The following is a 25,923-nucleotide window of genomic DNA, read 5'->3' as shown; positions in this document are numbered from 1 at the left end:
AGCCCGATGACAAGGGCCACAAGCGCACCTATCTGTCACCCATCGGATAAAGGAGTTTTGGCATGGAACAGGCGATCTTGGCTGGCGGCTGCTTTTGGTGCACCGAGGCGGTGTTTCGCCAATGCGCGGGCGTGCAGGACGTCGAGAGTGGCTATATCGGCGGCACTGTCCCCGCGCCCACCTATGAACAGGTGTGCAGCGGCACGACCGGCCATGCCGAAGCGATCCGCATCACCTATGACCCGGCGGTGATTGGTTACGGCGATCTGCTGGACGTGTTTTTCGCCACCCATGACCCGACGCAGTTGAACCGGCAGGGCAATGACATCGGCACGCAATACCGCAGCGCGATCTTTCCGCTGAATGACGCGCAGCGCGCGCAGGCCACCGCCGCCATTACCCGCGCCGCCGCCGATTACCCCGCGCCCATCGTCACCACCATCGAAGGCCCCGCCATCTGGTATCCAGCCGAAACCTATCATCAGGACTATTGGCCGGGCGCGGGCCAGCGCAATCCCTATTGTCTGGCCGTTATCCCGCCCAAACTGGCCAAATTGCGCAAGGGCTTTGCCCAGCGGTTGAAAGGCTGACCCCCCAACGCAAAACGCCCCGCCGTTGCCAGCGGGGCGTCCTGTTATCACGCAAAGGCGCGGCGGCGTTTAGCCGTCCAGACCATAGGCGGTGTGCAGCAGACGCACGGCCAGTTCGACCTCGTCCGCATCGATCAGCACCGAGACCTTGATCTCGCTGGTGCTGATCGCCTGAATGTTGATGCCGCGATCGGCCAGGCTCTTGAACATGGTGGCGGCAACGCCGGCATGGCTGCGCATGCCCACGCCCACGACCGACACCTTGGCCACCTTGGGGTCGGTGGTCAGCTTTTGATAGCCGATGACCGCGCTCGCCTCTTCCAGAATGGCCTGCGCGCGCGGCAGGTCGGCCTGCGGCACGGTAAAGGTCACGTCCGTGTCGGTGTCTTCGCGGCCGACATTCTGGATGATCATGTCGACGTTGATGTTGGCGGCCGCCAGCGGGCCAAAGATGGTGGCCACAGCGCCCGGACGGTCCGGCACGGCGGTCAGGATGACCTTGGCTTCGTTCTTGTCGGCGGCAATGCCGGTGATCAGCTGGCGTTCCATATCCAAGCCTTCCAATTCTTCGTCAGAAACAATCATCGTGCCGGGCAGCGTGTCGGCCGCGGGGGCGTCCTCGTCAATGAACGAGGAGAGCACCTGCACGCGCACCTTTTCCTTCATCGCCAGCGACACAGAGCGGGTTTGCAGCACCTTCGAGCCAACGCTGGCCAGTTCCAGCATTTCCTCATAGGTGACGTTCTTCAGCTTGCGGGCCTTGGCGACGATGCGCGGGTCGGTGGTATAGACGCCATCGACATCGGTATAGATGTCGCAGCGATCCGCCTTGAGCGCGGCCGCCACGGCCACCGCCGAGGTATCCGAGCCGCCACGGCCCAGCGTGGTGATGCGGTTGTCCGCGGTCAGCCCCTGAAAGCCCGGGATCACCGCGATCTCGCCCGAGGCCATGCTGGCCAGGATCTCGTCGGTGTCGATGCTTTCGATTCGCGCCTTGGCATGGGCGTCATCGGTGCGGATCGGCATCTGCCAGCCCAGCCACGAACGCGCCTTGGCGCCCATCGCCTGCAACGTCAGCGCCAACAGACCGCTGGTCACCTGCTCACCGCTGGCGACCACCACGTCATATTCCGCCGGGTCATACAAGGCATTGGCTTCACGGCAGAAATTGACCAGACGGTCAGTCTCGCCGGACATCGCCGACACCACGACCGCCACCTCATGCCCTGCTTCCTGCTGGCGCTTGACGATGCCCGCCACACGCCGGATGCGCTCGGTGCCGGCCATCGAGGTGCCGCCGAATTTCATCACGATCCGGGCCACGTCTTCAGGCTCCTTTATTGAAACAAAATTGCGCGAATGGGCTCTTGCCCCGCGCGGGTAGGGCGCTTTAGGAAGGGTTCATGCGCAATGCAACCATGAACACGTCTGCAGGCCCTGACGAACAGGCCAGCCCCACCGCCACCATCCGCCCCGAGGAAGCCGCCCATTTCGGCAAGCTGGCGGCGCAGTGGTGGGACCCAAAGGGCAGTTCGGCGATGCTGCATCGGCTGAACCCGGTGCGGCTGCGCTTTATCCGTGATGCCATCGACGCGCATTTCGGCGCGGATTCCCGTCATGTGCGCCCGCTGGCCGGGCGGCGCGCGCTGGACGTGGGCTGTGGCGCGGGGCTGTTGTGCGAACCGCTGGCGCGGCTGGGCGCGGCGGTGACGGGCGTTGACGCGGCGGCCGAGAACATCGCGGCGGCCAGCGCCCATGCGGCGGCGGGCGGGCTGTCGATCGACTATCGCTGTGGGGAAATCGGCGCGCTGGGCCTGTCGGGTTATGATCTGGTCACCAGCATGGAAGTGATCGAGCATGTGGCCGACAAACCCGCCTTCATCGCCGCGCTGGTGCAGACGCTGGCACCCGATGGCTTGATGGTGCTCTCGACCCCCAATCGCACGGCGCAGTCCAAATGGCTGATGATCGAGGCGGCCGAGCGCATCGGCATGGTCCCGCGCGGCACGCACCATTGGGATGACTTTATCACGCCTGCCGAACTGGCCATCCTGTTGCAGGACGCGGGGCTACAGGTGGGTCAGCCGATGGGCATCGCGTGGAGCCCGATGAAGGGGCTGCACCTGTCCGACGATCTGGCGCTGAACTACATTCTGACGGTGCGGCACGCATAAAGGCCGACCAAACGGGGAAAAGGGACAAGATGCACAAGGCGATCTGGTTTGCGGCGGTGATGGCATTGTCCGCGCCCGCCTATGCCCAAACGGCAGCCCCGGCGGCGCCTGCCTGCAACACGCTGGACAGCCCGGCGGGCAAGGCGTGGGCGCGGGCCAACGCGTGGCGCTATGCCGACCCGGCACGGGCGGCGGCGGTCTATCGCGATCTGGCCGACAGCCGCAACCCTTCGCCATGGCCCGATGGCATCGCCCCGCAATGGACGGTGCTGCCCACAGGCACGCGGTTCCAGATGGCGATTGCCAAGGGCCAGATCCAGCCCGACGGCACCATCTGGTATGGCGGCTTTGGCACGTTTGACCGCATCGACAGTACGCAACAGGTGCGCGACTGGCTGGCCGTGCGCAGCGATTTCAAAGGCAGCGTCGATTTCGTCCTGACGCTGGAGGTGGTGCAGCCCCTGCCCGCGCTGGTCGGCCCGATTGGCCCACAGGTGGAGCCGGCCGGATGCAAATTGCTGCCCGGTGGCGGCATGCAGTTGCAGATGGTGACGCTGCCCAAGGACCGCGCCGCCTATCTGAAAGTGATCGAGCAGCGCCCCGTGCAATAGGGCGCTGCCGATGTGCCGGGTGTTACAGCCCGGCTTCCCACTCGCTGGCCTTGAAGCCGACAGCGATCAGCTTGCCGTCCTTCTCGATGATCGGGCGCTTGATCATCGAGGGCTGCTCGACCATCAGCGCGATGGCGGAGGCCTCGTCCATGATCGAACGGATCGCCTCGGGCAGCTTCTTGAACGTGGTGCCCGACTTGTTCAGCACCTTGTCCAGCCCTGCCTCGTCCACCCAGCTCTTGATCTTGCCCGCGTCCGCGCCGCCCTTCTTGTAATCGTGGAAGGTGTAATTGTAGCTATTGCCTTCCAGCCACTTGCGCGCCTTGGCGACGGTGTCGCAATTCGAGATGCCATAAAGGATGATGCTCATCGCCGTGGGTGTCCTGTGTGGAAGAGGGGGTGGGCGCGCCCCTGACGCGCCGGATTGCCGCCGCCATCAGCACATATTGGCCACAATAGCCACCCCGTGCGGTAGGGGCATGGCCTGCGCCTGTGGACTTTTTGCGTCACAATCGCCAAAGGGGCGTCCATGAGCTGGAACACTTTTGGCCGCCTTTTCCGATTCACCACCTGGGGTGAAAGCCATGGTCCCGCGCTGGGCGCGGTTGTCGACGGTTGCCCGCCGGGGCTGACGATCGACGAGGGGCTGATCCAGCCCTTCCTTGACGCGCGCCGTCCGGGGCAAAGCAAATTCACCACCCAGCGCAACGAACCCGATCAGGTACGCATCCTGTCGGGCGTGTTCGAAGGCAAGACGACCGGCACCTCGATCAGCCTGATGATCGAGAACACCGATCAGCGCTCCAAGGACTATTCCGAGGTAGCCAAGTCATACCGTCCCGGCCATGCCGATTACACCTATGACGCCAAATATGGTTTCCGCGACTATCGCGGCGGCGGGCGGTCATCGGCACGCGAAACCGCGGCGCGCGTGGCGGCGGGCGGTGTGGCGCGGCTGGTGATCCCAGAGGTGTCGATCCTCGCCTATGTGTCGCAGATTGGCGACGATCGCATCGACATGGCCAAGTTTGACGCCGAGGAAATCCGTCGCAATCCATTCTTCTGCCCCGATGCCGATGCCGCCGCGCGCTGGGCCGAAAAGGTGGAGGCGGTGCGCAAGTCGGGCTCGTCAATCGGGGCGGTGGTGGAATGCGTGGCCACTGGCGTGCCCGCTGGCTGGGGCGCGCCGCTCTATGCCAAGCTGGACTCTGAACTGGCCGCTGCGATGATGAGCATCAATGCCGTCAAGGGCGTGGAGATCGGCGACGGCTTTGCCGCTGCCGCGCTGACGGGTGAGGAAAACGCCGACCCGATGTATCCGGGCGAAAATGGCCCGACATTCAGCGCCAACCACGCGGGCGGCATCGCAGGCGGGATCAGCACCGGACAGCCGGTGGTGGTGCGCGTGGCGTTCAAGCCGACCAGCAGCATCCTGACGCCCATGCCCACCATCACCCGCGATGGACAGGCGACCGAGCTGTTCACCAAGGGCCGCCATGACCCCTGCGTGGGCATTCGCGGCGTGCCCGTGGTCGAGGCGATGATGGCGCTGGTGCTGGCCGACCAAAAGCTGATCCATCGCGGGCAATGCGGCTGATCTGACCCGCGACAAGTTTGATCGTCCGCAAGGACGCGTTCGACAGGCCCCGGCATCCCTTGCGATGCTGGGGCCTCCCCATTTTGGACCTGCGTTTTGTCACGTAATCGCCGTAACCGATCAAACGTGATTAATCGGCAGGGCCAATCTGATTAATCGGTAAAGCCCACTTCGCAAATCGCGGGGCAGCGCCTATCTCGGCTTCACACGGTTTCACACGCAACCTTTCAAGGAGCATACCCATGTCGCTTATCGGCTATGAAATCCAGCCCTTCACCGCCACCGCCTACAAGGCTGGCGCGTTCGTCGACGTGACCGACGCCGACATCAAGGGCAAGTGGTCGGTGTTCTTCTTCTACCCGGCCGACTTTACCTTTGTCTGCCCGACCGAGCTGGAAGACCTGCAGAACGAATATGCCGCCCTGCAGGCGATGGGCGTCGAAGTCTATGGCGTGTCGACCGACACCCACTTCAGCCACAAGGCATGGGCCGACACCTCGCCCGCCATCGGCAAGATCCAGTACTATCTGGTGGGCGATCAGAACCACGACCTGACCAAGCAGTTCAACAACCTGCGCGAGGGCGTTGGCCTGGCTGACCGTGGCACCTTTGTCACCGATCCCTCGGGCACTGTGCAGCTGGTCGAAGTGACCCCCGAAGGCGTGGGCCGCAACGCCGCCGAACTGGTGCGCAAGATCAAGGCCGCCAAGTACTGGCAGGAGCACCCCGGTCAGGTCTGCCCCGCCAAGTGGGAAGAAGGCGCCGAAACGCTGGCTCCTTCGATCGATCTGGTCGGCAAGATCTGATTTTGACAATACCGGGTGTGAGGGTGGCCGCGCCGCCCTCACATCCACCCTGCCCCTTATGCCCCCCTGTCATTCAACGTAAGTGCAGCGCCCCGCCCCATTGCCGGCGGCCACGCCAGACACGACAGGCCGCCCCTGGCCCTGCCCAGCCCTGACACAGCGCATCACGCTGCATTCACGCCGGATGACATTTCGGGCGCGCCCCTCTGCGCCCATGCTACTCGCACAAGGACCACCCCATGCTCGACGCAAATCTGTCCGCCCAACTTAAGCAATATCTGGCCATGCTGCGCGAACCGATCGAACTGGTCGCCAGCCTGGGTGACGATGCCAAGTCCGCCCAGACCCGCGAGCTGATCACCCAGATCGCCGCCCTGTCGGACAAGGTCTCTGCCCGCTTTGACGGCGATGACGCGCGCAAGCCCAGCTTCACCATCAGCCCTGTGGCGCAGGCGCATGACCGTGTGCGTTTTGCCGGACTGCCGATGGGGCACGAGTTCACCTCGCTGGTGCTGGCGCTGCTGTGGGCTGGCGGGCACCCGCCCAAGGTGGCGGACGAGACACTGGCGCAGATCGCCGACCTGCCGGGCGGCCATGCGTTCGAGATGTATTTCTCGCTCACCTGCCACAACTGCCCCGATGTGGTGCAGGCGCTGACGCTGATCGCGCTGAAGAACCCCGGCTATTCCGCCACCCTGATCGAGGGCGGCACCTATCAGGCAGAGGTCGACGCGCGCGGCGTGATGGCCGTCCCCGCCGTGTTCAAGGACGATGCCATGTGGCTGTCGGGCAAGAAGACGCTAGAAGAGATCGTCGCCGAACTGGATGTGGGCGCCGACGCCAAGGCAGCCGCCGCGATCAACGCCAAGGATCCGTTCGAGGTGCTGGTGATCGGCGGTGGCCCCGCTGGCGCGGCGGCAGCCGTCTATACCGCGCGCAAGGGCATCCGCACGGGTGTCGCCGCGCAGCGCTTTGGCGGGCAGGTGCTGGACACTCTGGGCATCGAGAACTTCATCTCGGTCAGCCACACCGAGGGGCCAAAGCTGGCCGCCGCGCTGGAAAACCATGTGCGCGAGTATGAGGTGGACATCATGAACCTGTCCACCGCCCAGCAGCTGATCCCGGCCGAAGCTCCCGGTGGTCTTCACAGCATCGTCCTGTCCAATGGCGCAACGCTGCGGGCGCGCAGTGTGATCCTGTCAACCGGCGCGCGCTGGCGCAACATGAACGTCCCCGGAGAGGCCGAATACGCCACCAAGGGCGTGGCCTATTGCCCGCACTGCGATGGCCCCCTGTTCAAGGGCAAGCGCACGGCGGTGATCGGTGGTGGCAACAGCGGCGTCGAAGCGGCGATCGATCTGGCGGGCATCGTGGCGCATGTCACCCTGATCGAGTTTGACACGGTGCTGCGCGCCGATGCGGTGTTGCAGGACAAGCTGCGCAGCTTGCCCAATGTCACCATCCTGACCAACGCCCGCACGACCGAGGTGCTGGGCGATGGCGCCAAGGTGACCGGCCTGACCTATGAGGACCGCGCCACCGGCACGATCCACACGGTTGAGCTGGAAGGAATCTTTGTCCAGATCGGGCTGGTGCCCAACACCGAATGGCTGAAGGGCGCGATCGCCCTCTCGCCCCGTGGCGAGATCGAGATCGACGCCAAGGGCGCCACCAGCATCCCCGGCGTGTTCGCCGCCGGCGACTGCACCACGGTGCCCTACAAGCAGATCATCATCGCCATGGGCGCAGGCGCCACGGCGGGACTGTCGGCATTTGACTACATGATCCGGAATTGAGGATAACCTTTTGCCAAGGCATGCCAAGGGTCTGAAAACCCTTGGCATACCGCACAAACAAAAACGAAAAACCGGCACAACAGATCCCATTGCCACGCATAATACATGCTGTAACCTTGAACGATGCTCAGCAACCTCGTCCGCGACCTGCCATATCTGTTCCACACAAATCGGGAACTTGGCCTCATGCTGCGCGGATGCAAGCCTTTGGCCTATTTCATCGATGGCAAGGATTGGTTCCCGGACATCATGCTGCGCTACTTTCGGCTGTTCGACCGCGCCGTGGCGGCAGGCCAGATGCGGCGGCACGACCATTTCTCACAGGCCGACGGGGTGGGGGCACAGGTCTATCACCACGTCCTCTTTGCCCTTCCAGGTGAGGAATGGCGCATCCAGCCCATGCTGGACCTGATGCTGGCCGACACCCCATGGACCGCCGTACAGGAACGCCGTCAGGGTGAGCTATTGGGCTATGCCGATTGGATGAACGATTATTGGCTGGAACATATCTACGTCCAATAAGCGCGCGCTATTTCCGTTTCAGCACGATATACACCGCCCCGCCGCCGCCATGGCGCGGATGGGCGGGGCGCACGGCCGCAATGCGTGAGGCGTGGCTGCCATGGGCCAGCCAGTCCAGATATTTGGCGCGAATGGCGCCGCGCCGGTCGCCTCGATCGGCCGATTCCACCGGGCGGGCCCGGCCCGTCACCAGCAACACCACCCGCGCGCCCTGCGCCAGCGCCAGCGTCAGACCGTGGTCCAGCCGGCTGTGCGCCTGATCCAGCGTGCTGCCGTGCAGGTCCAGCGTAAAGTCGGGCGATATCGTCCCCTTGGCCAGCCGTTTGTCCCAGCCCGCGTCCAGCCCGTGCCGGTCCAGCGGGCGCGCAGGCGCGGCGGGCGCAACGGGCGCGGGCAAAGGCGGAGGGACGCGCCCCTTGACCCGCTTGAGCACGGGCGGGGCGACAACCGGCAGGTCCGGCTCGACCACCGGCACAGCCACGCGGCGCGGTTCCAGCGGCACGATGGTTTCGGCCACACGCGCCCACAGATCGGCTTCCTCGGCCGACAGGCGCCGCGCGGGCGGCCGCGCCGGGGCAAAGCCGCGCGCCAAAAGCCCCCTGCCCGCCATGCCTTATTGCGCCGCGCCCCGCGCCATCGCCCGGGCCAGCGCACCGCGCGGCAACAGCACCACCGCCGCCCCGCGCGACGCCATGCCGCCCGCGATGGTGCGGGCCTCTTGCCCGGCGCCCCAGAAGGAATCGATGCGGTTGGCCCCCTTGATCGCGCCGCCGGTGTCCTGCGCCACCCACAGCCCACTGACCGCCGAACGGTCCATCTGCAACGCCACCGGCGCGCCCAGCGGGATGAACAGCGGATCGACCGCAATCGACACATTGGCCCGTACCGGCACGCCCAGCGCGCCAATCGGCCCATCGCCCGTCAGTTCGCGGAAGAAGACATACGAGCGGTTCTGCAACATCAGCGCCTGCCCCTGTTCGGGGTGTTCGCGGATATATTGCATGATGCCCTGCATCGATCCGGGATATTGCCCCGGCCCGGTGCCGATCAGTCCGCGTTCGCGCATGGCCGCGCCAATGTTGACATAGGACAGTCCGTTGTCGGCGGCATAGCCGATGCGGATCACACTGCCGTCTGGCCCGCGCAGGCGCCCCGAACCCTGCACCTGCAGGAAGAACAACTCTACCGGATCGGCCACCCAGCCGATTTCCAGCCCGCGCCCGGCCAGAATGCCGGATTCGATCTGGGCGCGGTCGAAATAGCCGGTGAACTGGCCGTTCTGGTCATAGCGGCCAAAGGGCGTCATGCCATTGGGCCGCACCGGCGCATCTCCGGGACGGGCATGGACCAGGTCAGGCGGCACGGCATAGACCGGCGTATCATAACCGGGCTGGCGCTGGCGCACCCCGGCAATCTCGGGCTCGTAATAGCCGGTCACAAAAGCCCGGCCATCGCCCACCACCACCGTTTCGAAATGGGCATAGAAAAAGCCCGCCGCGTTGTCGGCCGGCCATTGCGTGGCACTGGCACAGATCCGCTGCCAGTCCTCGGGCTGGACCAAACCGCTGGGATCGCGGCGGTTGACCAATGCGGGACAGCTTTCCCGGAACGAGACCAGCGCCGGCCGAGCGGTCGCGTCGGTCAGCCCCAGCGCCGAAAACTCTGGCCCCGCGCGCAGCCCGGCCTGAATCGCGTTGGCAGGTGGCGGCGGCAACAGCGATGTCGGCCCCGCGGGCGCGGGCGAAGCCACCGGCGCAGGCGCGGACTGTGCCGGAGCGGCATAACTGGCCACCGGCGGCCCACCGCGCTGGGCGGCACCGGGCGGCGGCATCTGGCGCGCATTGGGATAGCCCATCGGCGGTTTGGGTTTGGGAATGATCCGACAACCGGGAAGCAACGCCACCGCCGCGAGTCCCGCGGCCAGACGCCAGCGCAATGCCACCATGTCCAGTGCCCTTTCCTGCACGGGCGCCCCACAGGCGCACGTCATGCACCCTTTGCCCGCATCGCCCGGTCAGGCGCAAGCTATTGCCGATGATTTTCCACCGCTTGACCATAAGGGCAAGGCCGAGGGGCGCAGATGCCCCGCCACATAGGAAAAAGCGCGCCACCCTTGGGTCGCGCGCTTTTCAGGGACATCGGATAAACCGGTTCAGTCGACGTCGGTTTCGGTCAGCATCCAATCGGGATGGCCCGAATGCACCGCGCGGCGGAAGGTCCAGACATCACGTACCTCAACCGCATCGTTCAGCGAGCCGGCAATCACCACGCCATCGGCGTTACGCGTCACGGCGGCGATATCGGCCACGAAACGCACCGCGATCCGCGCGTCCGGCCCGGTCAGACTGGCGGCGGTGATCACCGCTTCCTCGATCCGCACCAGACGGTTGTCAGGCACTTCGCCAGCGGCGACACGGGCGTCGATCGCCTCGGCAAAGCTGCGGGCGACTTCAGGGTCGCACAGGTGGACCAATTCGTCCTTGTCCCCGCGCCAGAAGGCTTCAAGGATCAGGCGATAGGCACCCCGCGCGCCCTCGACAAAGGCGGCCGGGTCAAAGCGGCGATCGGCATTGGCGATCTCGCGCAGGCCGTTTTCGACGGCAGGCTGGAACGGCGCCATGTCACGCACCCGCGCGGCGGGGGCTGGAACCGCCTGTGGCGCGCCAGCCGGAGCCGCCCCGCCAGTTGGCCCGGCGTTGGCATCAAACCGGCTCTGCACAGGCTCCTCCCCATGCTCGGCACGGCGGCCCAGCACGGAATACAGGCGCATGCCCAAAAAGGCTGCGATCATGGCCAGAATGACGATTTGAACAGTCACGCGCGGAAATCCACCTTGTGGCCCCCGACATGAAGGCCTTTCCAAACATGCCCTAGATAGTGGCGATTGACAAATGAACAACGCCTGCACCACCCCCGGGCATGGGGAAATTTGCCTCAAAGGGTATAAAAATTCCGCAAAGGGCGGCTTGGGGGGAACCGCATCGGCCCGCCTGCGGGCAAGGGGTAACCCATTACGCCGCCTTACTCGGTACGACTCCGCAGCAAGGCGCGGCAGCGCTTTGGCGCGCGGCAGGCGCTGTATGGATTGCCCGCGCTGCGCCGGGATGCTAGGCGCGGCGCAATTGTCGGTGCGAGCGCGCGGCGGGACAACCGCCGCACGAGGGCCGGCACATGGATCCATCGCGCGCATCCCGCGCCCAAGGAAAGTTTGCATCATGGCCGAAGATGGCAACGTCACCTCCTCGCTCAAGCTGGATGGCACGGACGATTCGCTGCCCAGCGCGGGCATCATCACGCAATATGTGAAGGATCTGTCGGTCGAGAACCCCAACTCGCCCGAGTGCTTCTCGTGGCAGGACGCGCCGCAACTGGACGTGCAGTTCAACATCGCCGCCCGCGCCGTGCAGGGCGAGGTGCATGAAGTCGAACTGAAGGTCGAGATCCGCGCCAAGGCAGATGCGGGCGTCGCCTATATCGTCGACCTGAGCTATGCCGGTCTGGTGGGCATGCGCAATCTGGACGAAGTGCAGGCCCACGCCTTCCTGTTTGCCGAGGCCCCGCGCATCCTGTTCCCCTTCGCTCGCCGCGTGGTGTCGGATGCCGTGCGTGACGCCGGTTTCGCCCCCGTCATGCTGGAGCCGATCGATTTCAACGGCCTGTACATGCAGCAGTTGCAGGCCCAGGCCGCGCAGGAAGGCGACCTCTCGGCCGCCGAGCCCGCCGGCAACGCCTGATCGCATGCGGGGCGCCCATCACGGCGCCCCCACCCTTTTTGACGCCCAACCGCATCGGCTGACATGAACCTTCTCAAGGCCACAGGCACGATTGGCGGGCTGACGCTGCTGAGCCGCATCTTGGGCTTGGCACGCGATTCGCTGTTTGCCCGGATGATCGGCGCAGGGTTTGCCTCGGACGCGTTTCTGGTGGCGTTCCGCCTGCCTAACATGTTCCGCGCGCTGTTTGCCGAAGGCGCCTTTGCCAGCGCCTTTGTCCCCATGTTCAACAAGAAGGTCGCCGATCCCGATGGGCGCGGCCTGCCAGACGGCATCGCCTTTGCCGAGGCTGCGCTGTCCGTGCTGTTGCCGGTGCTGATCGTCATGACGCTGGCGCTGGAACTGTTCGCATGGCCGGTGACATGGGCCTTGTCGGGCAAGTTCAACGGGGTCTCCCCCGACCAGTTCGCCTATGCCGTCAGCCTGTCGCGCCTGACGATCCCCTATCTGATGCTGATCTCGCTGGTCAGCCTGCTGGGGGGCATATTGAATTCGCTGCACAAGTTCTGGGTGAATGCGGCCGCGCCGATTTTCCTGAACCTGACGCTGATCGCGGCGCTGCTGCTGTTCCATTCGCCCGATCCCTTTGTCACGGCGCGCAATCAGGCCGCGGCGGTGTCGGTGTCGGGGGTGCTGCAGCTGGCGTGGCTGGCATGGGCGGCGCGGCAAAACGGCGTGTCGCTGCGCCCGCGCTGGCCCCGCCTGACGCCAGAGGTCAAGACGCTGATGGCGCTGATCCTGCCGGCCGCCGCAGGCGCGGGCGCGGTGCAGATCAATCTGGTAATCTCGACCGCGCTGGCCGCCAGCCTGCTGGACCATGGCGCGGTGACCTATATCTATCTGGCCGACCGGCTGAACCAATTGCCGCTGGGCTTGATCGGCATTGCCATGGGCACGGTACTGCTGCCCACCATCAGCCGCCAATTGGGCGCGGGCGATGAAGCCGGCGCGATGGAAACCCAGAACCGCGGCATGGAACTGGCGCTGGCGCTGACCCTGCCCGCGACGGTGGGGCTGGTGTTCTGTGGCGAACCGATCGCGGCGGCGCTGTTCGGCTATGGCCGCTTCACCGCCACCGACACGATGCTGACCGCGCAAGCACTGGCGGCCTTTTCCATCGGCCTGCCCTCTTATGTGTTGGTCAAGGTGCTGACGCCCGGCTTTTACGCCCGCCACGACACCAAAACCCCGGTCAAGTTTGCCACATGGTCGATGGTCGTCAATCTGGTGCTGAACCTGATCCTGATCCTGCCGCTGCGCCATATGGGGCCGCCGCTGGCCACGGCGCTGTCCTCCACGGTCAATGTCGCGTTGCTGTATGGCACACTGCGCCGGCGAGGCGATTTCGCACCTGACGCCCGCCTGATCCGCCGCGCGTGGCGGCTGGCGGTGGCGGCGCTGACGATGGGGCTGGTGATGTGGATCTCGCAGCGCTGGCTGATGCCCTATACGCATGGATCGTGGGTGGTGCGCGGCACGGCGATGCTGGCACTGGTAGGTGCGGGCGCGGCGGTCTATGGCGCGGCAACGCTGGCGCTGGGCGCCTTTACGCGGGACGATCTGGGGCTGTTGCGGCGGCGCAAGGCCGGTTAAAACAGGCGCGACATGCCAAAGAACACCTGATGATCGGCCACCTGCCCCAACAGGCGCAGGTTGATCCCGACATCCAGTTGCAAACGCGGCGTCAACATATAGCCACCGGCAAACCCGACATAGGCGGTCGATTCTCCGCGCTCGACGGTTTCCACGCGCTGCCAGCCGACCTCTGCCTGCAACGTCAGGCGCGCGGTGACGGGGCGGGCCAGCGTGACGGTCGTCCCCCAGGTGATATTGTGCCCGGTGCTGGTATCGTCCACCACGGCGCTGATCTGCGGCTGGATATCCAGGCTGAATTCATGCGGCAGGGGCAAGGTAACCGGCACCACCAGCCCCGCCGACATATGTTCCAACCCGATGCCGCGTTTGCCCACAGGCACCGTCAGGAACGGATACAGGGCAATCGACACGCCCGATCCATCGGGGTTTTTCAGATTGTATTTCAGCGCAATCAAGGCATCGGCCGCACCATGGTCCACCGCCACTTCGCCGGACTGATCACGGTCGCGCAGAGTGGTAAAGCCATTCCAACCCACGTTCAGTTCCATGGTGGAGGTCACCCCCACCCGCAGGATCGCCTGACCAAAAGCGGTGGTGTCATGGAGGCCAGTGTCGTCCTCGATCCGTTGCCAGTCGACGCCCGTTTCCAGCATCACCCGCCCCGGCGACAAGGCGCAGGGCGAGGTGCCCATGCCCGGCCGTCCCGAACAGAACGGGCGCTCCTCGGCATGGGCCGAAGCGGCCGCGCCAAAGGCGATGACACTGGCGCCCAGCAGCGCCGCACGGGTGAACAGGCTCTTCATCATCCGCCCCTGATGCCAAAACTTGCCGAATTCTAGCCTAAGGCTGGATCCGGCTGAACGCGTAGGCAATGCTTCAAACCGCAGCAACTGCCGAATTGCGACGTCAAGCCTCTTGCGCATCCTGTGGCCAGCGGGCATCGCCCCGATCAGTTCAGTCACCAATGGAATCACATCCCATGCGCATCGTTTCCGGCATTCAGCCCACGGGCAATCTCCACCTTGGCAATTATCTGGGGGCGATCCGCAATTGGGTGGCGATGCAGAACGATGCTGCAGCTTCGGGTGGCGAATGCTTCTTTTTTCTGGCCGACCTGCACGCGATCAGCATGCCGCATGATCCGGCCGCCCTGTCGGCCAACACGCGTGAGATGACCGCCGCGCTGGTGGCCTGTGGCGTGGACCCGGACAAATCCACCCTGTTCAACCAGACGCAGGTCCCTGCCCATGCCGAACTGCAATGGCTGCTGAACGGCACGGCGCGCATGGGCTGGCTCAGCCGCATGACCCAGTTCAAGGACAAGGCGGGCAAGAACCGGGACTCGGTTTCGGTCGCGCTGTACACCTATCCGGTGCTGCAGGCCGCCGACGTGTTGCTGTATCAGGCCACCCACGTCCCCGTCGGCGAGGACCAGAAGCAGCATCTGGAACTGGCCCGCGACATCGCGCAAAAGTTCAACAATGACTTCTGCCCCGAGGACAAGCCGCTGTTTGTCCAGCCGGCCCCGATCATCCCGCCCGAGGCCGCGCGCATCATGTCCCTGCGCGATGGCAGCAACAAGATGTCCAAATCCGACCCCAGCGACATGAGCCGCATCAACCTGACGGATGATGCCGACACGATCATGTCCAAGGTGAAGAAGGCTAAGACCGACCCCGAACCGCTGCCCAGCGAGATCGAAGGGTTGGAGGGCCGTCCCGAGGCGCGCAATCTGGTGGGCATCTATGCCGTGATGGCAGGCGTCAGCCAGGCGCAGGTGCTGGCCGATTTCGGCGGCAAGGGTTTTGGCGCTTTCAAGCCGGCGCTGGGCGAATTGCTGGTCGAGAAGCTCTCGCCCATCAACGCCCGGTTCAACGACCTGCGCCATGATCGCGACGCGCTGGACGCGATCCTGCGCAAGGGCGCGCAAAAGGCCCGCGCCGCCGCCGCCCCGACACTGGCGGCCGCATATGACGCGCTGGGATTGTTGCGCGGATAAACCGCGCGGGGGATTGTTGCGCGGCTAAACCGGCCCCATTCAACCTCGGTTCAGCCTGTCGCGCGCAACCTGCTTGACGATAGCGGTGTTGCGCGCGCAGATGGCGTGATGGCCGCAACCCGGCTTTGGCGGAGCAAGAACATGAACGGCGTCGCATCGCGTTTGATCAAGGCAGCAGTGGCGGGCCTGCTGGCGCTGGGCCTGTCGGCCTGTGCCACGGGGCTGGAAACCCGCGTCACCCGGTTCCAGACGCAATTGCCTGCGCCACAGGGGCAAAGCTTTGCCATCGTGCCGGATGATCCGGCGCTGGCGGGCGGGATCGAATTTGCCCAATATGCCCGCGATGTCGCCACCGAACTCTCGCGCAAGGGCTATGCTCCGGCCGCCAGCCCCGATGCCGCCACGCTGATCGTGCGCTTTGCCTATGGCGTGGACAAGGGGCGCACGATGGTCCAGTCCTCGCCCTTTGCCGATCCGTTCTGGAGCCCATGGTACGGCTATGCCCCGCATGGGCGCTATGGCTATGGGTATGGCTATATGCCGGGCGCGTGGGGTTGGGGCTGGCACGATCCGTTCAATGATCGCCGCATCGACAGCTACACCGTCTATGCCAGCCACATCAGCCTGAAGATCGAGGACCGCAACACCCAGCGCCTGTTCGAAGGCCGCGCCGAGGCGCTCTCCCCCTCGAACAAGCTGCAATGGCTGGTGCCCAATCTGGTGCAGGCGATGTTCACCGGCTTCCCGGGCAATTCGGGCGAGACGCTGCGCATCACCGTCGCCCCGGAAAAGCCGGCCGCCAAGTAAGCGCCGGCCCCAGGGCCCAACGGGCGGGTTAGCCCGCCCGCCAGCGCGCGACGAAGAACCCGTCCAGCCCGCCCTGATCGGCCAGCATCCCCGGATCGGTGCGCAACCACCCCTGCGCCGTCGGGGTCAGCCCCTGCGGCAGTTCATCAGCGGTGATCGGGTCGGGGCGCAGCGCGGTAAACGCCTCGGCCTGATCCTCGCCCTCGGCCCGTTCCAGCGAGCAGACGGCATAGACCAGCCGCCCGCCCGGCGCCAACCAGCCCGCCGCGCGGGCCAGCATCGCCTGCTGGATCTCGGCCATTTCGGCGATCTGGCGCGGGCCGATGCGGTGCAACACATCGGGGTGGCGGCGGCAGGTGCCCGTGGCGGTGCAGGGCGCATCAATCAGGATCGCGTCAAACGGCGCGTCCGGCGTCCATTGCATCGCGTCCCCCGCCACCATCGCCGCCTGCAATCCGGTGCGCTTCAGATTGGCGGCCACCCGTTCCAACCGGCGCGGACTGGCGTCCAGCGCGGTCACATCCCACCCGGCTGCGGCCAATTGCATCGTTTTGCCTCCCGGCGCGGCGCACAGGTCCAGCACCCGCGCCCCCGCGCGGGGCGGCGCGCCGACCAGCCGCGCGGGCAAAGCGGCCGCCAGATCCTGCACCCACCACCCCCCGGCCTCATACCCGGCCAGCGTTTCGACCGCATCGCCGCGCCCGCAGCGCACATGGCCGGGCATCAGGCTGACGCCTTCGGGCACAAGCGCCTCGGCGCGCGCCGAAATGTCCAGCGGCGGCGGCACGGCAAGCCCAGCGGCGATCGGCGCTGCGCGTTCGGCCCAGCGCTCGGCAACGGCCGTGGGCAAGGTGGGCGCATCGGGCAGGCCTACCCCGCGGCGCACCAGCGCCGAAAACACGCCATGCGCCAAACGGCGCGGCCCGCCCGACAACAGTTCCAGCCCGGTGGCAACCACGGCATGGGGCGGCGTGTCCAGCCGCAGCCAGCCCGCCAGCATCAGGCGCAACACCGCGCGCGGCTTGGCGTCCTCGGGCAGGACCTGCTGCGTGGCGCTGTCGATCAACGCGTCCAGATCCACCATCCAGCGCAAGGCCTCGGCCGCCAGCGCGCGGGCCAGCGCCCGGTCCGCGCCCAGCCCCAGTCCCTGACAGGCCGAAGGCACCGCATTATCCAGCGTCTCACCCCGGCGCAGCACGGCATCGACCATCCGCAACGCCGCCTTGCGCGGGGCAAGACCCGCGACCTCGGCTGGTTGCGGGCGGGGCTGGCGCGTGGGACGGCTGGTGTTATAGCGGCGCGACGAGTGGGGTGGCTGGACTGGCTTCATCGCCGCCCCCTACAGCATTGCACGGAAATCGCCAAATCGGGCGGCTTGCATTCCGTGGCCCCTGCGCCCATCTGTCGCCCATGACGCAAGATTCCTCCCGCCCGCGCGCCACGCAGCGCCCCACAGGCTTTACCAAGCCCGCCCATTGGACCAACGATCCCGTCCCCGCCCCCGCCGCCCCCAAGGACGAGGAAGACCCCGAGGGCCTGTCCCCCACCCGTTACGGCGATTTCACCCGCAAGGGGATCGCGTGGGATTTTTGACCCTGCGCGGCTCTTGGCCACAGGCATAGGGCAGGCGCAGGCATAGGGGGATTGCCGGGGACAGCCATCACCCAAACCGCAAGGCGCAGGCTGTAGCCTCTTTGCGCATGAGCATCCTGGCCCTCTCCCTGCCCATGGCCATGGCAGCCGCAACGCCGCTGCCCGCCGCACCCGCAATGCCGCCCGCGCTGGCCGAATTCCGCAACGGGCAGGTCGTGTGCGACCGCCCAGATCCGCAACGCCACTTGTGCTGGTCCATCTCGCGGGTCAAAGCCGCATCGGGCGGGCGATGGGTTTTGCATATAGAAGGGCGGATCGAGCCGACCAACAATCTGACGGTAGCGCTGGCTGCCCCGTTGTTTCTGCGCGATCAGATGTATTGCTATCACCTGACCGAAGAATTGCGCCAATCGCAGGTGGTGCATGACAATGGCCGCCTGTTGGCCGGCGCCGAGCGTCAGGCCGTTTTTGAACGGACCCGCCCGCTATTGTCCCTGATCATGGACCGGGATGTGTGCACGCGCCTGATACGCAAAGGCGATGTGGTGATGCGCTTCCTGACACTCTATGGACCACAGGGCAGCCTGACCAAACCGCCGCGCGCCGCAGCGGTGCTGCCGGCCAACACGGACTATCGCCTGCTGCCATAGGCCTTGCGCCCGCCATAGGGACGAACACACATAGGGGGCCTAAACCGCCGACAGGCCTCATCGTGTATTCACTCTTGGACACACCACCGATCGAGCAAGCACATGAGCCTGATTGCCCTGATTGCCCCTGTCATGCTGGCCGCGTCAGGCCCTGTCGCGTGGCCCGCCCCGCTGGCCGATTTTCGCGATGGCGCGCTGCTATGCGACAATCCCGATGACGCGCGCAAAATCTGCTCCAGCCTGCGCACCGTGACCAGCGATGGCAAGGGCGGGTGGATCATGCGCGAATTGCGCATCATGGATCGCGAGGCGGATATCGTGCTGGAGGCCTCTGCCCATCTGTTCATTCAGGACGGGCAGTTCTGTCACAAGATCGACCTCAGCCAAGTCCCTACCTTCCGATTTTGGCAGCACGGCATATTGGCCAGCCCCGCCCTGCACCAAAAGATGGTCGCCATGACCAAGGCGCAGATCGCGGTGATCGCCAATAAGACGTTTTGCTATGAGTTGGCGCGGACCAACGACCAACTGATCCGCCGCGGGCGGATGTATGATGGCGCCACGTTCAAGATCGCCCTGCCAGCCCAGCCCGCGCGCTTGGTCCAAGCCAAACAGGGCTATCGCGTCGCGCCCTGACCGCCGCGCCTTAAACCCAGCCCAGCAATTCGCGCCGTACCAGCCCCTCGATCATCACCATGCCATCATCGCCCGCGTTCAGGCATTCCAGCACGGCGTAATTGCGGCCGCCGGCCTGTTCAAACACCTCGCGGCCACGGATCGCCAGTTCCTCCAGCGTTTCGACGCAATCGGCTGCAAAGCCGGGGGCGGCCACTACCACCCCTTGCGCGCCCTCGGCCCCCAGCCGCGCCAGCACGCTTTCGGTCGAAGGCTCCAGCCATTTGGCCCGGCCAAAACGCGACTGGAACGCCACCTCGACCCGCATCGCGGGCCAATCGGGGGCCAGCGCCTGCGCCAACAGGCGGGCGGTCTTGCGGCAGTGGCAGTGATAGGGATCGCCCAGATGCAGCGTGCGTTCAGGCATGCCATGGAACGACAGCACCAGCACACGGGGGCCAAATGGCAGCGCCGCCAGTTGCCGCGACAGATCATCGCGCAACGCGCCGATATGCAGCGCATCGTCGTAATAGGGCGGCAAGGTGCGGATCGCCGGTTGCCAGCGCAGCGCCCGCATCCCATCGCCCAGCGCGTCCATCACGCTGGCGGTGGTGGCACCACAATATTGCGGGTACAACGGCGCGATCAGGATGCGGTCACAGCCATCGGCCTTCATCCGCGCCAGCGTGTTTTCGACACTGGGCTGGCCATAGCGCATGGCCCATTCCACCTGCACTTGGGCCCCCATGCGGGTTTGCAGATCGGCTGCCTGCGCCTTGGTGATGGCGGCCAGGGGCGATCCGTCGGCGGTCCACACCTGACTGTAGGCATGGGCTGATTTGGCCGGACGCGTGCGCAGGATGATGCCGTGCAGGATGGGCCACCAGATCAGGCGCGGTATCTCGATCACGCGGGGATCGGACAGGAACTGCCCCAGATAGCGACGCAGCGCCCCCGGCTCGGGCGCCTCTGGCGTGCCCAGATTGACCAGCATCACCCCCACCTTGCCAATCGGCGCGGCGGGATGGGTGGCGGGCTTGTCCATTCTATTCCTCCACAGCCAGCGGCAGGCGACGCATCCGCACCCCCGTGGCCGAAAACAGCGCATTGGCGATCGCCGGAGCAGCGACCACCGCCCCCAACTCGCCAGGGTCGAACGGATCGGCGTTGCTGGCGATCAGTTCAACCTCGACTTCGGGGCAATTGGCCAATAACGGCAGGCCCAGTTGCGACAAGCGCCGCGCCACCGGCAGCCCCCCCGCCCAGCGGTTGGAGGCACCGGCCGCCATGGCGATGCCAAAGATCAGCCCGCCCTCGATCTGTTGACGCGCGATGTCGACATTGACGATGCGGCCGATGTCGGCCACCGCCGCGATGCGGTCCACGCGCAAGCCCTGCTCGTCGCGGCGGGCGGTGGCGATGGCGGCGATGCAGCCCCCGCTTGCCACCGATCCCATGCGCCAACAGGCCAGCCCCGCGCCGCTGCCGTCGCGCCCGCCGTTCCATTGCGCCAGCGCCGAAACGCGCTGCAAACACTGCGCCAGCCGCGCGTCATGGCCCAGCATCGCCATGCGATAGGCCAAAGGTTCACGCGCGGACGCCACGGCCAGCTCGTCAATCAGGCTTTCCACCGCAAAACTGGTAGCCACCGCCATCTGCCCGCGCATCCGTCCGGTCGACAGGCCGATCCCCACCGGGACATGGCTGATCGCCAGATGGCCGATGTCATACGGCGGCAGCGCGTCTTCCAGCGCCATCCACTCACGCTCGCCCTGTACCGCGATGCCATCGGTGGGGCTGACCTGATCCATGAAGCGGCGGGCAAATTCGCGGTTGGTGGCAGGCGCCGCCACCCGCAAGGCCAGCGCCGCCACCCGCCCGGCCGGATCGGTGCGCGCGGCGGCCACAATCGCGGCGGGCGCGCGCGGGCGGGCGGCCAATTGCTCTTGCCAGCGGGTCCAGACCAATTGCACCGGGCGCTGCACCTGCGCGGCGATGCGCGCGGCCTGCGCGGCATGGTCGCTTTCCAGCCGCGCGTCGAAACTGCCGCCCGCGCCCAGCGGATAGAGCACCACATCGCGCACATCGGCATTGATTTCGCGCGCCACGGCGATGCGCGCGCGTTCCGGGGTCTGGGTGGCCATCCACAGCTCGGCCTTGCGCCCACCCCATGGGCTGCCCGACAGGCGGATGGTGACGCTGGCGGTTTCCAGCGGCGCATGGACCCCCGCCCCCACGTCATAGCGCGAGGACAATTGCGGCTTGGCCCCGATCACCCCCGCCGCATCGCCAATGGTCAGCACATCGTCAGCATCGCCGGTCTTGACGCCCTGATCCAGCGCCGCGTCGATCCGGGCGCTGTCGGCCGGGTGCACCACGACAAAGCGCGCAGCCGCCGCCTGCACCGCCTGCTGGGCGGCGTGGCTGTTGCTGGCCACCGCCGCGATCCAGTCATCGCCCGTCACCACATCGATCACGCCGGGAATGCGGCGCGCGGCGGCATCATCATGGGCAGACAGCGTGGCCTCGATCCCGCGGGGGGCCTGCGCCAGCGCGGCATAGGCCATGCCGGGCAGGCGGATATCGGCGGCAAAGGGATAGGTGCCATCGACCTTTGCCGGCAGGTCCAGCCGGGGATAGGCCAGCGGCGCACCCGGCGGCATGCCCAGCGGGTGTTCCTGTGGCGGGTTGGGACGCAAGGGCGGCGGGCTGACAGGGGCCAGCCGGGCGGCATCATCCACCAGTTCGCCAAAGCCGAAACTGCGGCCCTGATGGCTGACGCGGCCATGGGCCACATCGCATTGTTCGGGCGCGATGCCCCAGCGGGCCGCCGCTGCGCCCGCCAATTGCATCCGCGCCACCGCCGCCGCAGCGCGCGCGGGCTGTTCATAGGCGGCCAGCGACATGCCATCGGCCGTGGCCATGAAGCGGTTGCGTTCGGCCCAGCGGCGGGCCAGCAGGCCATCGGGGGCCGCCGCCAGTGTCGCGCCTTCGGGCATCCACAGCGCGGCCCAATGCGCGGCCAGCGCGGCATTGGCCCAGACCTCGCTGATCGGCGCGGCGGCAACCGCGATCTGCCGCCAATCCGCGCCCAGCTCCATCGCCACCACCTGCGGCAGGATGGTGCTGACCCCCTGCCCCATCTCCAGTTGCGGCACGGCCACGCTGACCATGCCCGCCCGGTCGATGCGGATCCACACGCCAAAGGCGCGCTCGTCCGGGGCGATGGGGGTCGGGTCGGGGTAGCTGGTGGGCAACAGCGGCATGGCCACCAGCAGGCCACCGCCCGCCGCCGCCACAACCATCACCTGTCGCCGCGACAGCACCATGCGATTATCCCCGGGCGGCCGGATGATGCGCCAGCCAGTCGGCCACCCGCGCCGCGATCCGGGCAAAGGCCGCGCCCTGCGGGCTGTCACCTGCCGCCGGGGGTTGGCCCGCGTCGCTGGCCTGACGGATGGCCAGATCCAGCGGGACCGAGCCGAGGAAGGGCAGGCCAGCCTCGGCCGCGGCCTGCTCCACCCCGCCACAGCCGAACGGATCGGACACATTGCCGCAATGCGGGCACATATAGCCCGACATGTTTTCCACCATGCCGATCACCGGCACGCCCGCCTGCGCGAACAGGTCCATCGCGCGGGTCGCATCAATCAGCGCCAGATCCTGCGGCGTGGAGACGATCACCGCGCCCGCCGGCTTGTGCTTTTGCACCATGGTCAGTTGGACGTCCCCGGTGCCCGGCGGCAGGTCGATCACCAGCACCTGTGTGTCGCCCCACCAAGCATCGACCAATTGCCCCAGCGCGCCCGCCGCCATCGGCCCACGCCACGCGATCGCCTTGCCCGCGTCGATCAGGTGCCCCATCGACAATACCCCCACGCCAAACGGGCTGGGGATCGGGAACATCTTGCTGTCCTTGGCCTCTGGGCGGCGGCCTTCGGTGGACAGCAGGCGCGGTTGCGACGGGCCATAGATGTCGGCATCGACCAGCCCCACCCGCAAACCCTGACGCGCCAGCGCCACCGCCAGATTGGCCGAGAGCGTGGATTTGCCCACGCCCCCCTTGCCCGAACCCACCGCGATGATCAGCGGCCCGGCCGAAGCGGGCGCCTGTCCGGCGGCAGGCGCGGGCCGATCGGCCACCAGTCCGACTCGCACGGCGCTGACGCCTGGCGCGGGCGACAGGCTGGCCTTGACCTCGGCCTCCAGCACTTCGCGGCCCAGCGCGTCCAGCCCGCTGGCGTCCAGCACCGCCGTCACCGCGCCGTCATCACCCACCCGCAATGATTGCACCCGCGCCTGCGTGGCGGCGGGCAACAGCGCCTTGAGCGCGTCAGGCTGCGGGAGGGGGCGATCCTGCGTCATTACGGTATTTCTCCTGTATTCCTCTGCCCGTTAGCAGCCCCCCGCGCACACCCCAACAGGGTTTTTACATTGCCTGCGGATCCGTCCCCCCTGTTAATGCGTCAAACGCTTCCTATAGTAACCAGTATGACGGACCATCGTGACGACCCCAACCGGGGCGAGGCAAAGCATCAGCCTGCCAACGCCCAGCCCGCTCCCCCTCGCCCCAACCCTTGGCGCGCGCCGGGGCAGGCGCTGCATCAGGATGAGGACGCGCAGGATGGCGCCCGCCCATCCGACCCCGGCAAGTCCGGCGACGCACCAAAGTCCGGCTCCGGCCCGCGCAACCCGTGGCAGACCCCGCCCGGCAGCGCCCCTCGCCCGGCCGCCTCGCTGGAGGATATCTTTCGCCAGCGGCGTGGCGGCGGTGGCGGTGGCGGTGGTTCGGGCGATGGCCCGGGCGGGGCGGGACGCGGGCTGTTCCCGTTGCCGCCCCGGCTGGATTCGCGCGGCTGGGCACCCTGGCTGATCGGCGGCGCGGCGGCGCTGTGGCTGCTGGTGACCTGCAGCCATCAGCTCTCGTCCAGCCAGCAGGGCATCGTCACCACATTTGGCAAATACACCACCACCATCGGGCCGGGGCTGAATTTCACCCTGCCCTGGCCGATCCAGTCGGTAAAGGTGGTGGCCGTCACCTCGATCCGCAGCCAGTCGATCCCCAATGGCGAAGCGGAAAATCTGGTGCTGACCAGTGACCAGAGTCTGGTCGACCTGTCCTATCTGGTGCGCTGGAGCATCAAGGACCTGAAGCAATACACCTATCAGTTGAAAGACCCCGACGCGACCGTGCGCGAGTTGGCCGAGGCCACCATGCGCGCCACCGTCGCCGAGGTGAAGCTGAACGATGTGATGTTTGGCCAGCGCCGCGGCGACATCGAGGCCGCCGTGCGCGAACGCATGCAGGCGGTGCTGGACGCGTATAAATCGGGCATCCTGATTCAGGGCATCGACATCAAGAAGGCCGACCCGCCAGCCAAGGTGAACGACGCTTTCCAGCGCGTGCAGGCAGCCCAACAGGATGCCAACCGCGACCTGTCCAACGCGCAGGCCTTTGCCCAGCAGGTGGTGGCCCGCGCCGAAGGTGACGCGGCCGCTTTTGACAAGGTTTACGCCCAGTACAAGCTGGCCCCCGAGGTGACCAAACAGCGCATGTATTACACCACGATGGAGCGCGTGTTGTCCGCCAATGACAAGGTGGTCGCCCCCAGTTCGATCAACGGCTATTTGCCGCTGCCCGAATTGCGCCGCCGCGCCGAGCAGGCAGCGCCTCCGCCGCTGCAGGTCAATGGTCAGGGAGGCGTGAAATGAGCCTGATCCGCCAATTCCTGAGCCGCGATTTCGGCCCCGGCGCCAAGCTGGGCGCGGCAGGGCTGATCGCGCTGGGGCTGATGGCCATGACCTCGGTGGTGGTGGTGCCCGAAACGCAACAGGCCGTGGTTGTCCGGCTGGGCCAGCCCAACCGCGTCATCAACCGCTATCACCCCGGTCAACCCTTTGGCCAGACGGGCGCGGGCATGTCGCTTCGCCTGCCTTTTGTCGAAACGGTGGTGCTGATCGACAAGCGCGTGTTGAGCGTCGAGATGGACCGCCAGAAGGTGACATCCTCTGATCAGCAGCGGCTGGATGTTGACGCCTATGCCCGCTATCGCATCATCGACCCGCTGCGCATGGTGCGCACCGCCGGCACCGCCGAGAAATTGCAGGACCAGTTGCAGCCGATCCTGAATTCGGCGCTGCGGCAGGGGCTGGCCAGCCACACGTTCCAGTCGCTGCTGACGCCCGAACGCGGGGCGATGATGGCACAGATCCGGCAGGCTCTGGACCATGAGGCCCGCGCCTATGGCGTGCAGGTGATCGATGTGCGGATCAAGCGCGCCGACCTGCCCGATGGCGCCCCGCTGGAACGCGCCTTTGCCCAGATGGAGGCCGCCCGCGATCAGGAGGCCACCGCCATCCGCGCCACCGGCATGAAGCGCGCCCAGATCATCGAGGCCGATGCCGAGGCCCGCGCCGCCAAGATCTATGCCGACAGCTTTGGCAAGGACCCGGCGTTCTACGACTTCTACCGCGCGATGAAGAGCTATGAGGCCACCTTTACCAACCCGCAGGGCAAGGGCAGCAGCACCATCATCCTGACGCCCGACAACGAATATCTGCGCCAGTTCCGCGCGCCGCGTTCACGATAACAGGTGGCGCGCCGGGGCAATCGGCGGCGCGCCATTCAAACTGCGTTCAGGCGCGCCACGCTGAATAGGGCAGGACAAAGGGCGCGCCGCCGCCGCGATCCCAAGCGATCGTCCGGCGTCCGATCCCAAGTCGCAAATATATTTGCGGCGGCTGTGGCCAAAGTCACGCGTGTTTGACACAAGAATACTGTGTTTGACACAAGA

At 66.4% G+C, this 25,923-nt stretch carries 26 protein-coding genes; 16 read left to right on the top strand and 10 right to left on the bottom strand.

Annotated elements, in window-relative coordinates; genetic code table 11:
• The first annotated feature begins 62 nt into the window (after positions 1 to 62).
• Entirely contained in the window at positions 63 to 590 is a 528-nt protein-coding gene (gene msrA / locus GTZ99_RS08590; protein ID WP_161717891.1) for a peptide-methionine (S)-S-oxide reductase MsrA, read from the top strand.
• Positions 591 to 659: 69 nt separating this feature from the next.
• Here the strand turns inward: msrA and GTZ99_RS08585 are convergent, their stop codons facing one another.
• Positions 660 to 1,913 carry an aspartate kinase gene (locus tag GTZ99_RS08585; protein WP_161717890.1) on the bottom strand — a complete coding sequence of 418 codons (1,254 nt, stop codon included), beginning with the start codon at positions 1,911 to 1,913 and terminating at the stop codon, positions 660 to 662.
• Between the two features lie 80 nt (positions 1,914 to 1,993).
• On the opposite strand from GTZ99_RS08585, the gene ubiG reads away from it, so the two are divergent.
• Together ubiG and GTZ99_RS08575 are read left to right on the top strand one after the other, a co-directional pair.
• Positions 1,994 to 2,764, top strand: coding sequence for a bifunctional 2-polyprenyl-6-hydroxyphenol methylase/3-demethylubiquinol 3-O-methyltransferase UbiG (gene ubiG / locus GTZ99_RS08580; protein ID WP_161717889.1), 771 nt, complete (start codon positions 1,994 to 1,996; stop codon positions 2,762 to 2,764).
• Between the two features lie 29 nt (positions 2,765 to 2,793).
• On the top strand, positions 2,794 to 3,375 hold the full coding sequence (locus GTZ99_RS08575; RefSeq protein ID WP_161717888.1) for a hypothetical protein: 582 nt from the start codon (positions 2,794 to 2,796) through the stop codon (positions 3,373 to 3,375).
• Between the two features lie 22 nt (positions 3,376 to 3,397).
• Here the strand turns inward: GTZ99_RS08575 and GTZ99_RS08570 are convergent, their stop codons facing one another.
• Positions 3,398 to 3,745, bottom strand: coding sequence for an arsenate reductase (locus GTZ99_RS08570; protein WP_161717887.1), 348 nt, complete (start codon positions 3,743 to 3,745; stop codon positions 3,398 to 3,400).
• 159 nt (positions 3,746 to 3,904) lie between these two features.
• Here GTZ99_RS08570 and aroC point away from each other — a divergent pair, with 159 nt between their 5' ends.
• The 4 genes from aroC (at position 3,905) to GTZ99_RS08550 (ending at position 8,096) form a co-directional block, all read left to right on the top strand.
• Positions 3,905 to 4,972 (top strand): chorismate synthase, encoded by a 1,068-nt coding sequence (gene aroC, locus GTZ99_RS08565; protein ID WP_161717886.1) that lies wholly within the window; start codon positions 3,905 to 3,907, stop codon positions 4,970 to 4,972.
• A 242-nt stretch (positions 4,973 to 5,214) separates the two neighbouring features.
• On the top strand, positions 5,215 to 5,778 hold the full coding sequence (gene ahpC, locus GTZ99_RS08560) for an alkyl hydroperoxide reductase subunit C (protein ID WP_161717885.1): 564 nt from the start codon (positions 5,215 to 5,217) through the stop codon (positions 5,776 to 5,778).
• 239 nt (positions 5,779 to 6,017) lie between these two features.
• Positions 6,018 to 7,574 (top strand): alkyl hydroperoxide reductase subunit F, encoded by a 1,557-nt coding sequence (ahpF, locus tag GTZ99_RS08555; protein ID WP_161717884.1) that lies wholly within the window; start codon positions 6,018 to 6,020, stop codon positions 7,572 to 7,574.
• 186 nt (positions 7,575 to 7,760) lie between these two features.
• Complete coding sequence (locus GTZ99_RS08550) at positions 7,761 to 8,096, top strand: hypothetical protein (RefSeq protein ID WP_201742441.1); 336 nt, start codon at positions 7,761 to 7,763, stop codon at positions 8,094 to 8,096.
• 7 nt (positions 8,097 to 8,103) lie between these two features.
• Here GTZ99_RS08550 and GTZ99_RS08545 read toward each other — a convergent pair whose 3' ends face one another.
• The 3 genes from GTZ99_RS08545 to GTZ99_RS16800 form a co-directional block, all read right to left on the bottom strand.
• The gene (locus tag GTZ99_RS08545) at positions 8,104 to 8,706 is read right to left on the bottom strand and encodes a Smr/MutS family protein (protein WP_161717882.1); all 603 of its coding nucleotides are present in this window, start codon (positions 8,704 to 8,706) and stop codon (positions 8,104 to 8,106) included.
• Positions 8,707 to 8,709: 3 nt separating this feature from the next.
• Positions 8,710 to 9,927, bottom strand: coding sequence for a murein transglycosylase A (mltA, locus tag GTZ99_RS08540; protein ID WP_406818590.1), 1,218 nt, complete (start codon positions 9,925 to 9,927; stop codon positions 8,710 to 8,712).
• A 321-nt stretch (positions 9,928 to 10,248) separates the two neighbouring features.
• Positions 10,249 to 10,914, bottom strand: coding sequence for a Tim44/TimA family putative adaptor protein (locus GTZ99_RS16800; RefSeq protein ID WP_161717881.1), 666 nt, complete (start codon positions 10,912 to 10,914; stop codon positions 10,249 to 10,251).
• Between the two features lie 397 nt (positions 10,915 to 11,311).
• Between GTZ99_RS16800 and secB the strand changes: the two genes are divergently transcribed.
• Both secB and murJ read left to right on the top strand, forming a co-directional pair.
• The gene (gene secB, locus GTZ99_RS08530; protein ID WP_161717880.1) at positions 11,312 to 11,830 is read left to right on the top strand and encodes a protein-export chaperone SecB; all 519 of its coding nucleotides are present in this window, start codon (positions 11,312 to 11,314) and stop codon (positions 11,828 to 11,830) included.
• 63 nt (positions 11,831 to 11,893) lie between these two features.
• Positions 11,894 to 13,462 (top strand): murein biosynthesis integral membrane protein MurJ, encoded by a 1,569-nt coding sequence (gene murJ, locus GTZ99_RS08525; RefSeq protein WP_161717879.1) that lies wholly within the window; start codon positions 11,894 to 11,896, stop codon positions 13,460 to 13,462.
• Here the strand turns inward: murJ and GTZ99_RS08520 are convergent.
• Positions 13,459 to 14,268, bottom strand: a complete 810-nt coding sequence (locus GTZ99_RS08520) for a transporter (RefSeq protein WP_227711200.1) — start codon at positions 14,266 to 14,268, stop codon at positions 13,459 to 13,461. The two genes, murJ and GTZ99_RS08520, sit on opposite strands and share 4 nt — an antisense overlap.
• A 176-nt stretch (positions 14,269 to 14,444) precedes the next feature.
• Between GTZ99_RS08520 and trpS the strand changes: the two genes are divergently transcribed.
• Both trpS and GTZ99_RS08510 read left to right on the top strand, forming a co-directional pair.
• On the top strand, positions 14,445 to 15,464 hold the full coding sequence (trpS, locus tag GTZ99_RS08515) for a tryptophan--tRNA ligase (RefSeq protein ID WP_161717877.1): 1,020 nt from the start codon (positions 14,445 to 14,447) through the stop codon (positions 15,462 to 15,464).
• Positions 15,465 to 15,605: 141 nt separating this feature from the next.
• Positions 15,606 to 16,271 (top strand): DUF4136 domain-containing protein, encoded by a 666-nt coding sequence (locus tag GTZ99_RS08510; RefSeq protein WP_161717876.1) that lies wholly within the window; start codon positions 15,606 to 15,608, stop codon positions 16,269 to 16,271.
• Positions 16,272 to 16,299: 28 nt separating this feature from the next.
• Here the strand turns inward: GTZ99_RS08510 and GTZ99_RS08505 are convergent, their stop codons facing one another.
• Entirely contained in the window at positions 16,300 to 17,601 is a 1,302-nt protein-coding gene (locus GTZ99_RS08505; protein ID WP_161717875.1) for an RsmB/NOP family class I SAM-dependent RNA methyltransferase, read from the bottom strand.
• A gap of 80 nt (positions 17,602 to 17,681) precedes the next feature.
• On the opposite strand from GTZ99_RS08505, the gene GTZ99_RS08500 reads away from it, so the two are divergent.
• The 3 genes from GTZ99_RS08500 (at position 17,682) to GTZ99_RS08490 (ending at position 19,150) form a co-directional block, all read left to right on the top strand.
• On the top strand, positions 17,682 to 17,864 hold the full coding sequence (locus GTZ99_RS08500; RefSeq protein WP_161717874.1) for a DUF1674 domain-containing protein: 183 nt from the start codon (positions 17,682 to 17,684) through the stop codon (positions 17,862 to 17,864).
• Between the two features lie 107 nt (positions 17,865 to 17,971).
• Positions 17,972 to 18,514 carry a hypothetical protein gene (locus tag GTZ99_RS08495; protein ID WP_227711199.1) on the top strand — a complete coding sequence of 181 codons (543 nt, stop codon included), beginning with the start codon at positions 17,972 to 17,974 and terminating at the stop codon, positions 18,512 to 18,514.
• Positions 18,515 to 18,616: 102 nt separating this feature from the next.
• A complete protein-coding gene (locus GTZ99_RS08490) occupies positions 18,617 to 19,150 on the top strand; it encodes a hypothetical protein (RefSeq protein ID WP_161717872.1) in 534 nt (177 codons plus the stop codon).
• Between the two features lie 10 nt (positions 19,151 to 19,160).
• On the opposite strand, the gene hemH is transcribed toward GTZ99_RS08490, so the two are convergent.
• The 3 genes from hemH to GTZ99_RS08475 are packed head-to-tail and all read right to left on the bottom strand — an operon-like array spanning position 19,161 to position 23,494.
• The gene (hemH, locus tag GTZ99_RS08485; protein WP_161717871.1) at positions 19,161 to 20,174 is read right to left on the bottom strand and encodes a ferrochelatase; all 1,014 of its coding nucleotides are present in this window, start codon (positions 20,172 to 20,174) and stop codon (positions 19,161 to 19,163) included.
• Position 20,175: 1 nt separating this feature from the next.
• Positions 20,176 to 22,458, bottom strand: coding sequence for a molybdopterin cofactor-binding domain-containing protein (locus GTZ99_RS08480; RefSeq protein ID WP_161717870.1), 2,283 nt, complete (start codon positions 22,456 to 22,458; stop codon positions 20,176 to 20,178).
• Positions 22,459 to 22,462: 4 nt separating this feature from the next.
• Positions 22,463 to 23,494, bottom strand: a complete 1,032-nt coding sequence (locus GTZ99_RS08475) for an Mrp/NBP35 family ATP-binding protein (protein WP_161717869.1) — start codon at positions 23,492 to 23,494, stop codon at positions 22,463 to 22,465.
• A gap of 126 nt (positions 23,495 to 23,620) precedes the next feature.
• Here GTZ99_RS08475 and GTZ99_RS08470 point away from each other — a divergent pair, with 126 nt between their 5' ends.
• Positions 23,621 to 24,841, top strand: a complete 1,221-nt coding sequence (locus GTZ99_RS08470) for a protease modulator HflK (protein WP_161717868.1) — start codon at positions 23,621 to 23,623, stop codon at positions 24,839 to 24,841.
• A complete protein-coding gene (hflC, locus tag GTZ99_RS08465; protein ID WP_161717867.1) occupies positions 24,838 to 25,719 on the top strand; it encodes a protease modulator HflC in 882 nt (293 codons plus the stop codon). The genes GTZ99_RS08470 and hflC overlap by 4 nt, the downstream gene beginning before the upstream one ends.
• The last annotated feature ends 204 nt before the right edge of the window (positions 25,720 to 25,923 follow it).

This window comes from Novosphingobium ovatum (assembly GCF_009909235.1).
Classification (GTDB): Bacteria; Pseudomonadota; Alphaproteobacteria; order Sphingomonadales; family Sphingomonadaceae; genus Novosphingobium; species Novosphingobium ovatum.
The sequence above is the reverse complement of the archived record's forward strand: the minus strand, read 5'-3'. Positions and strand labels throughout refer to the sequence as shown.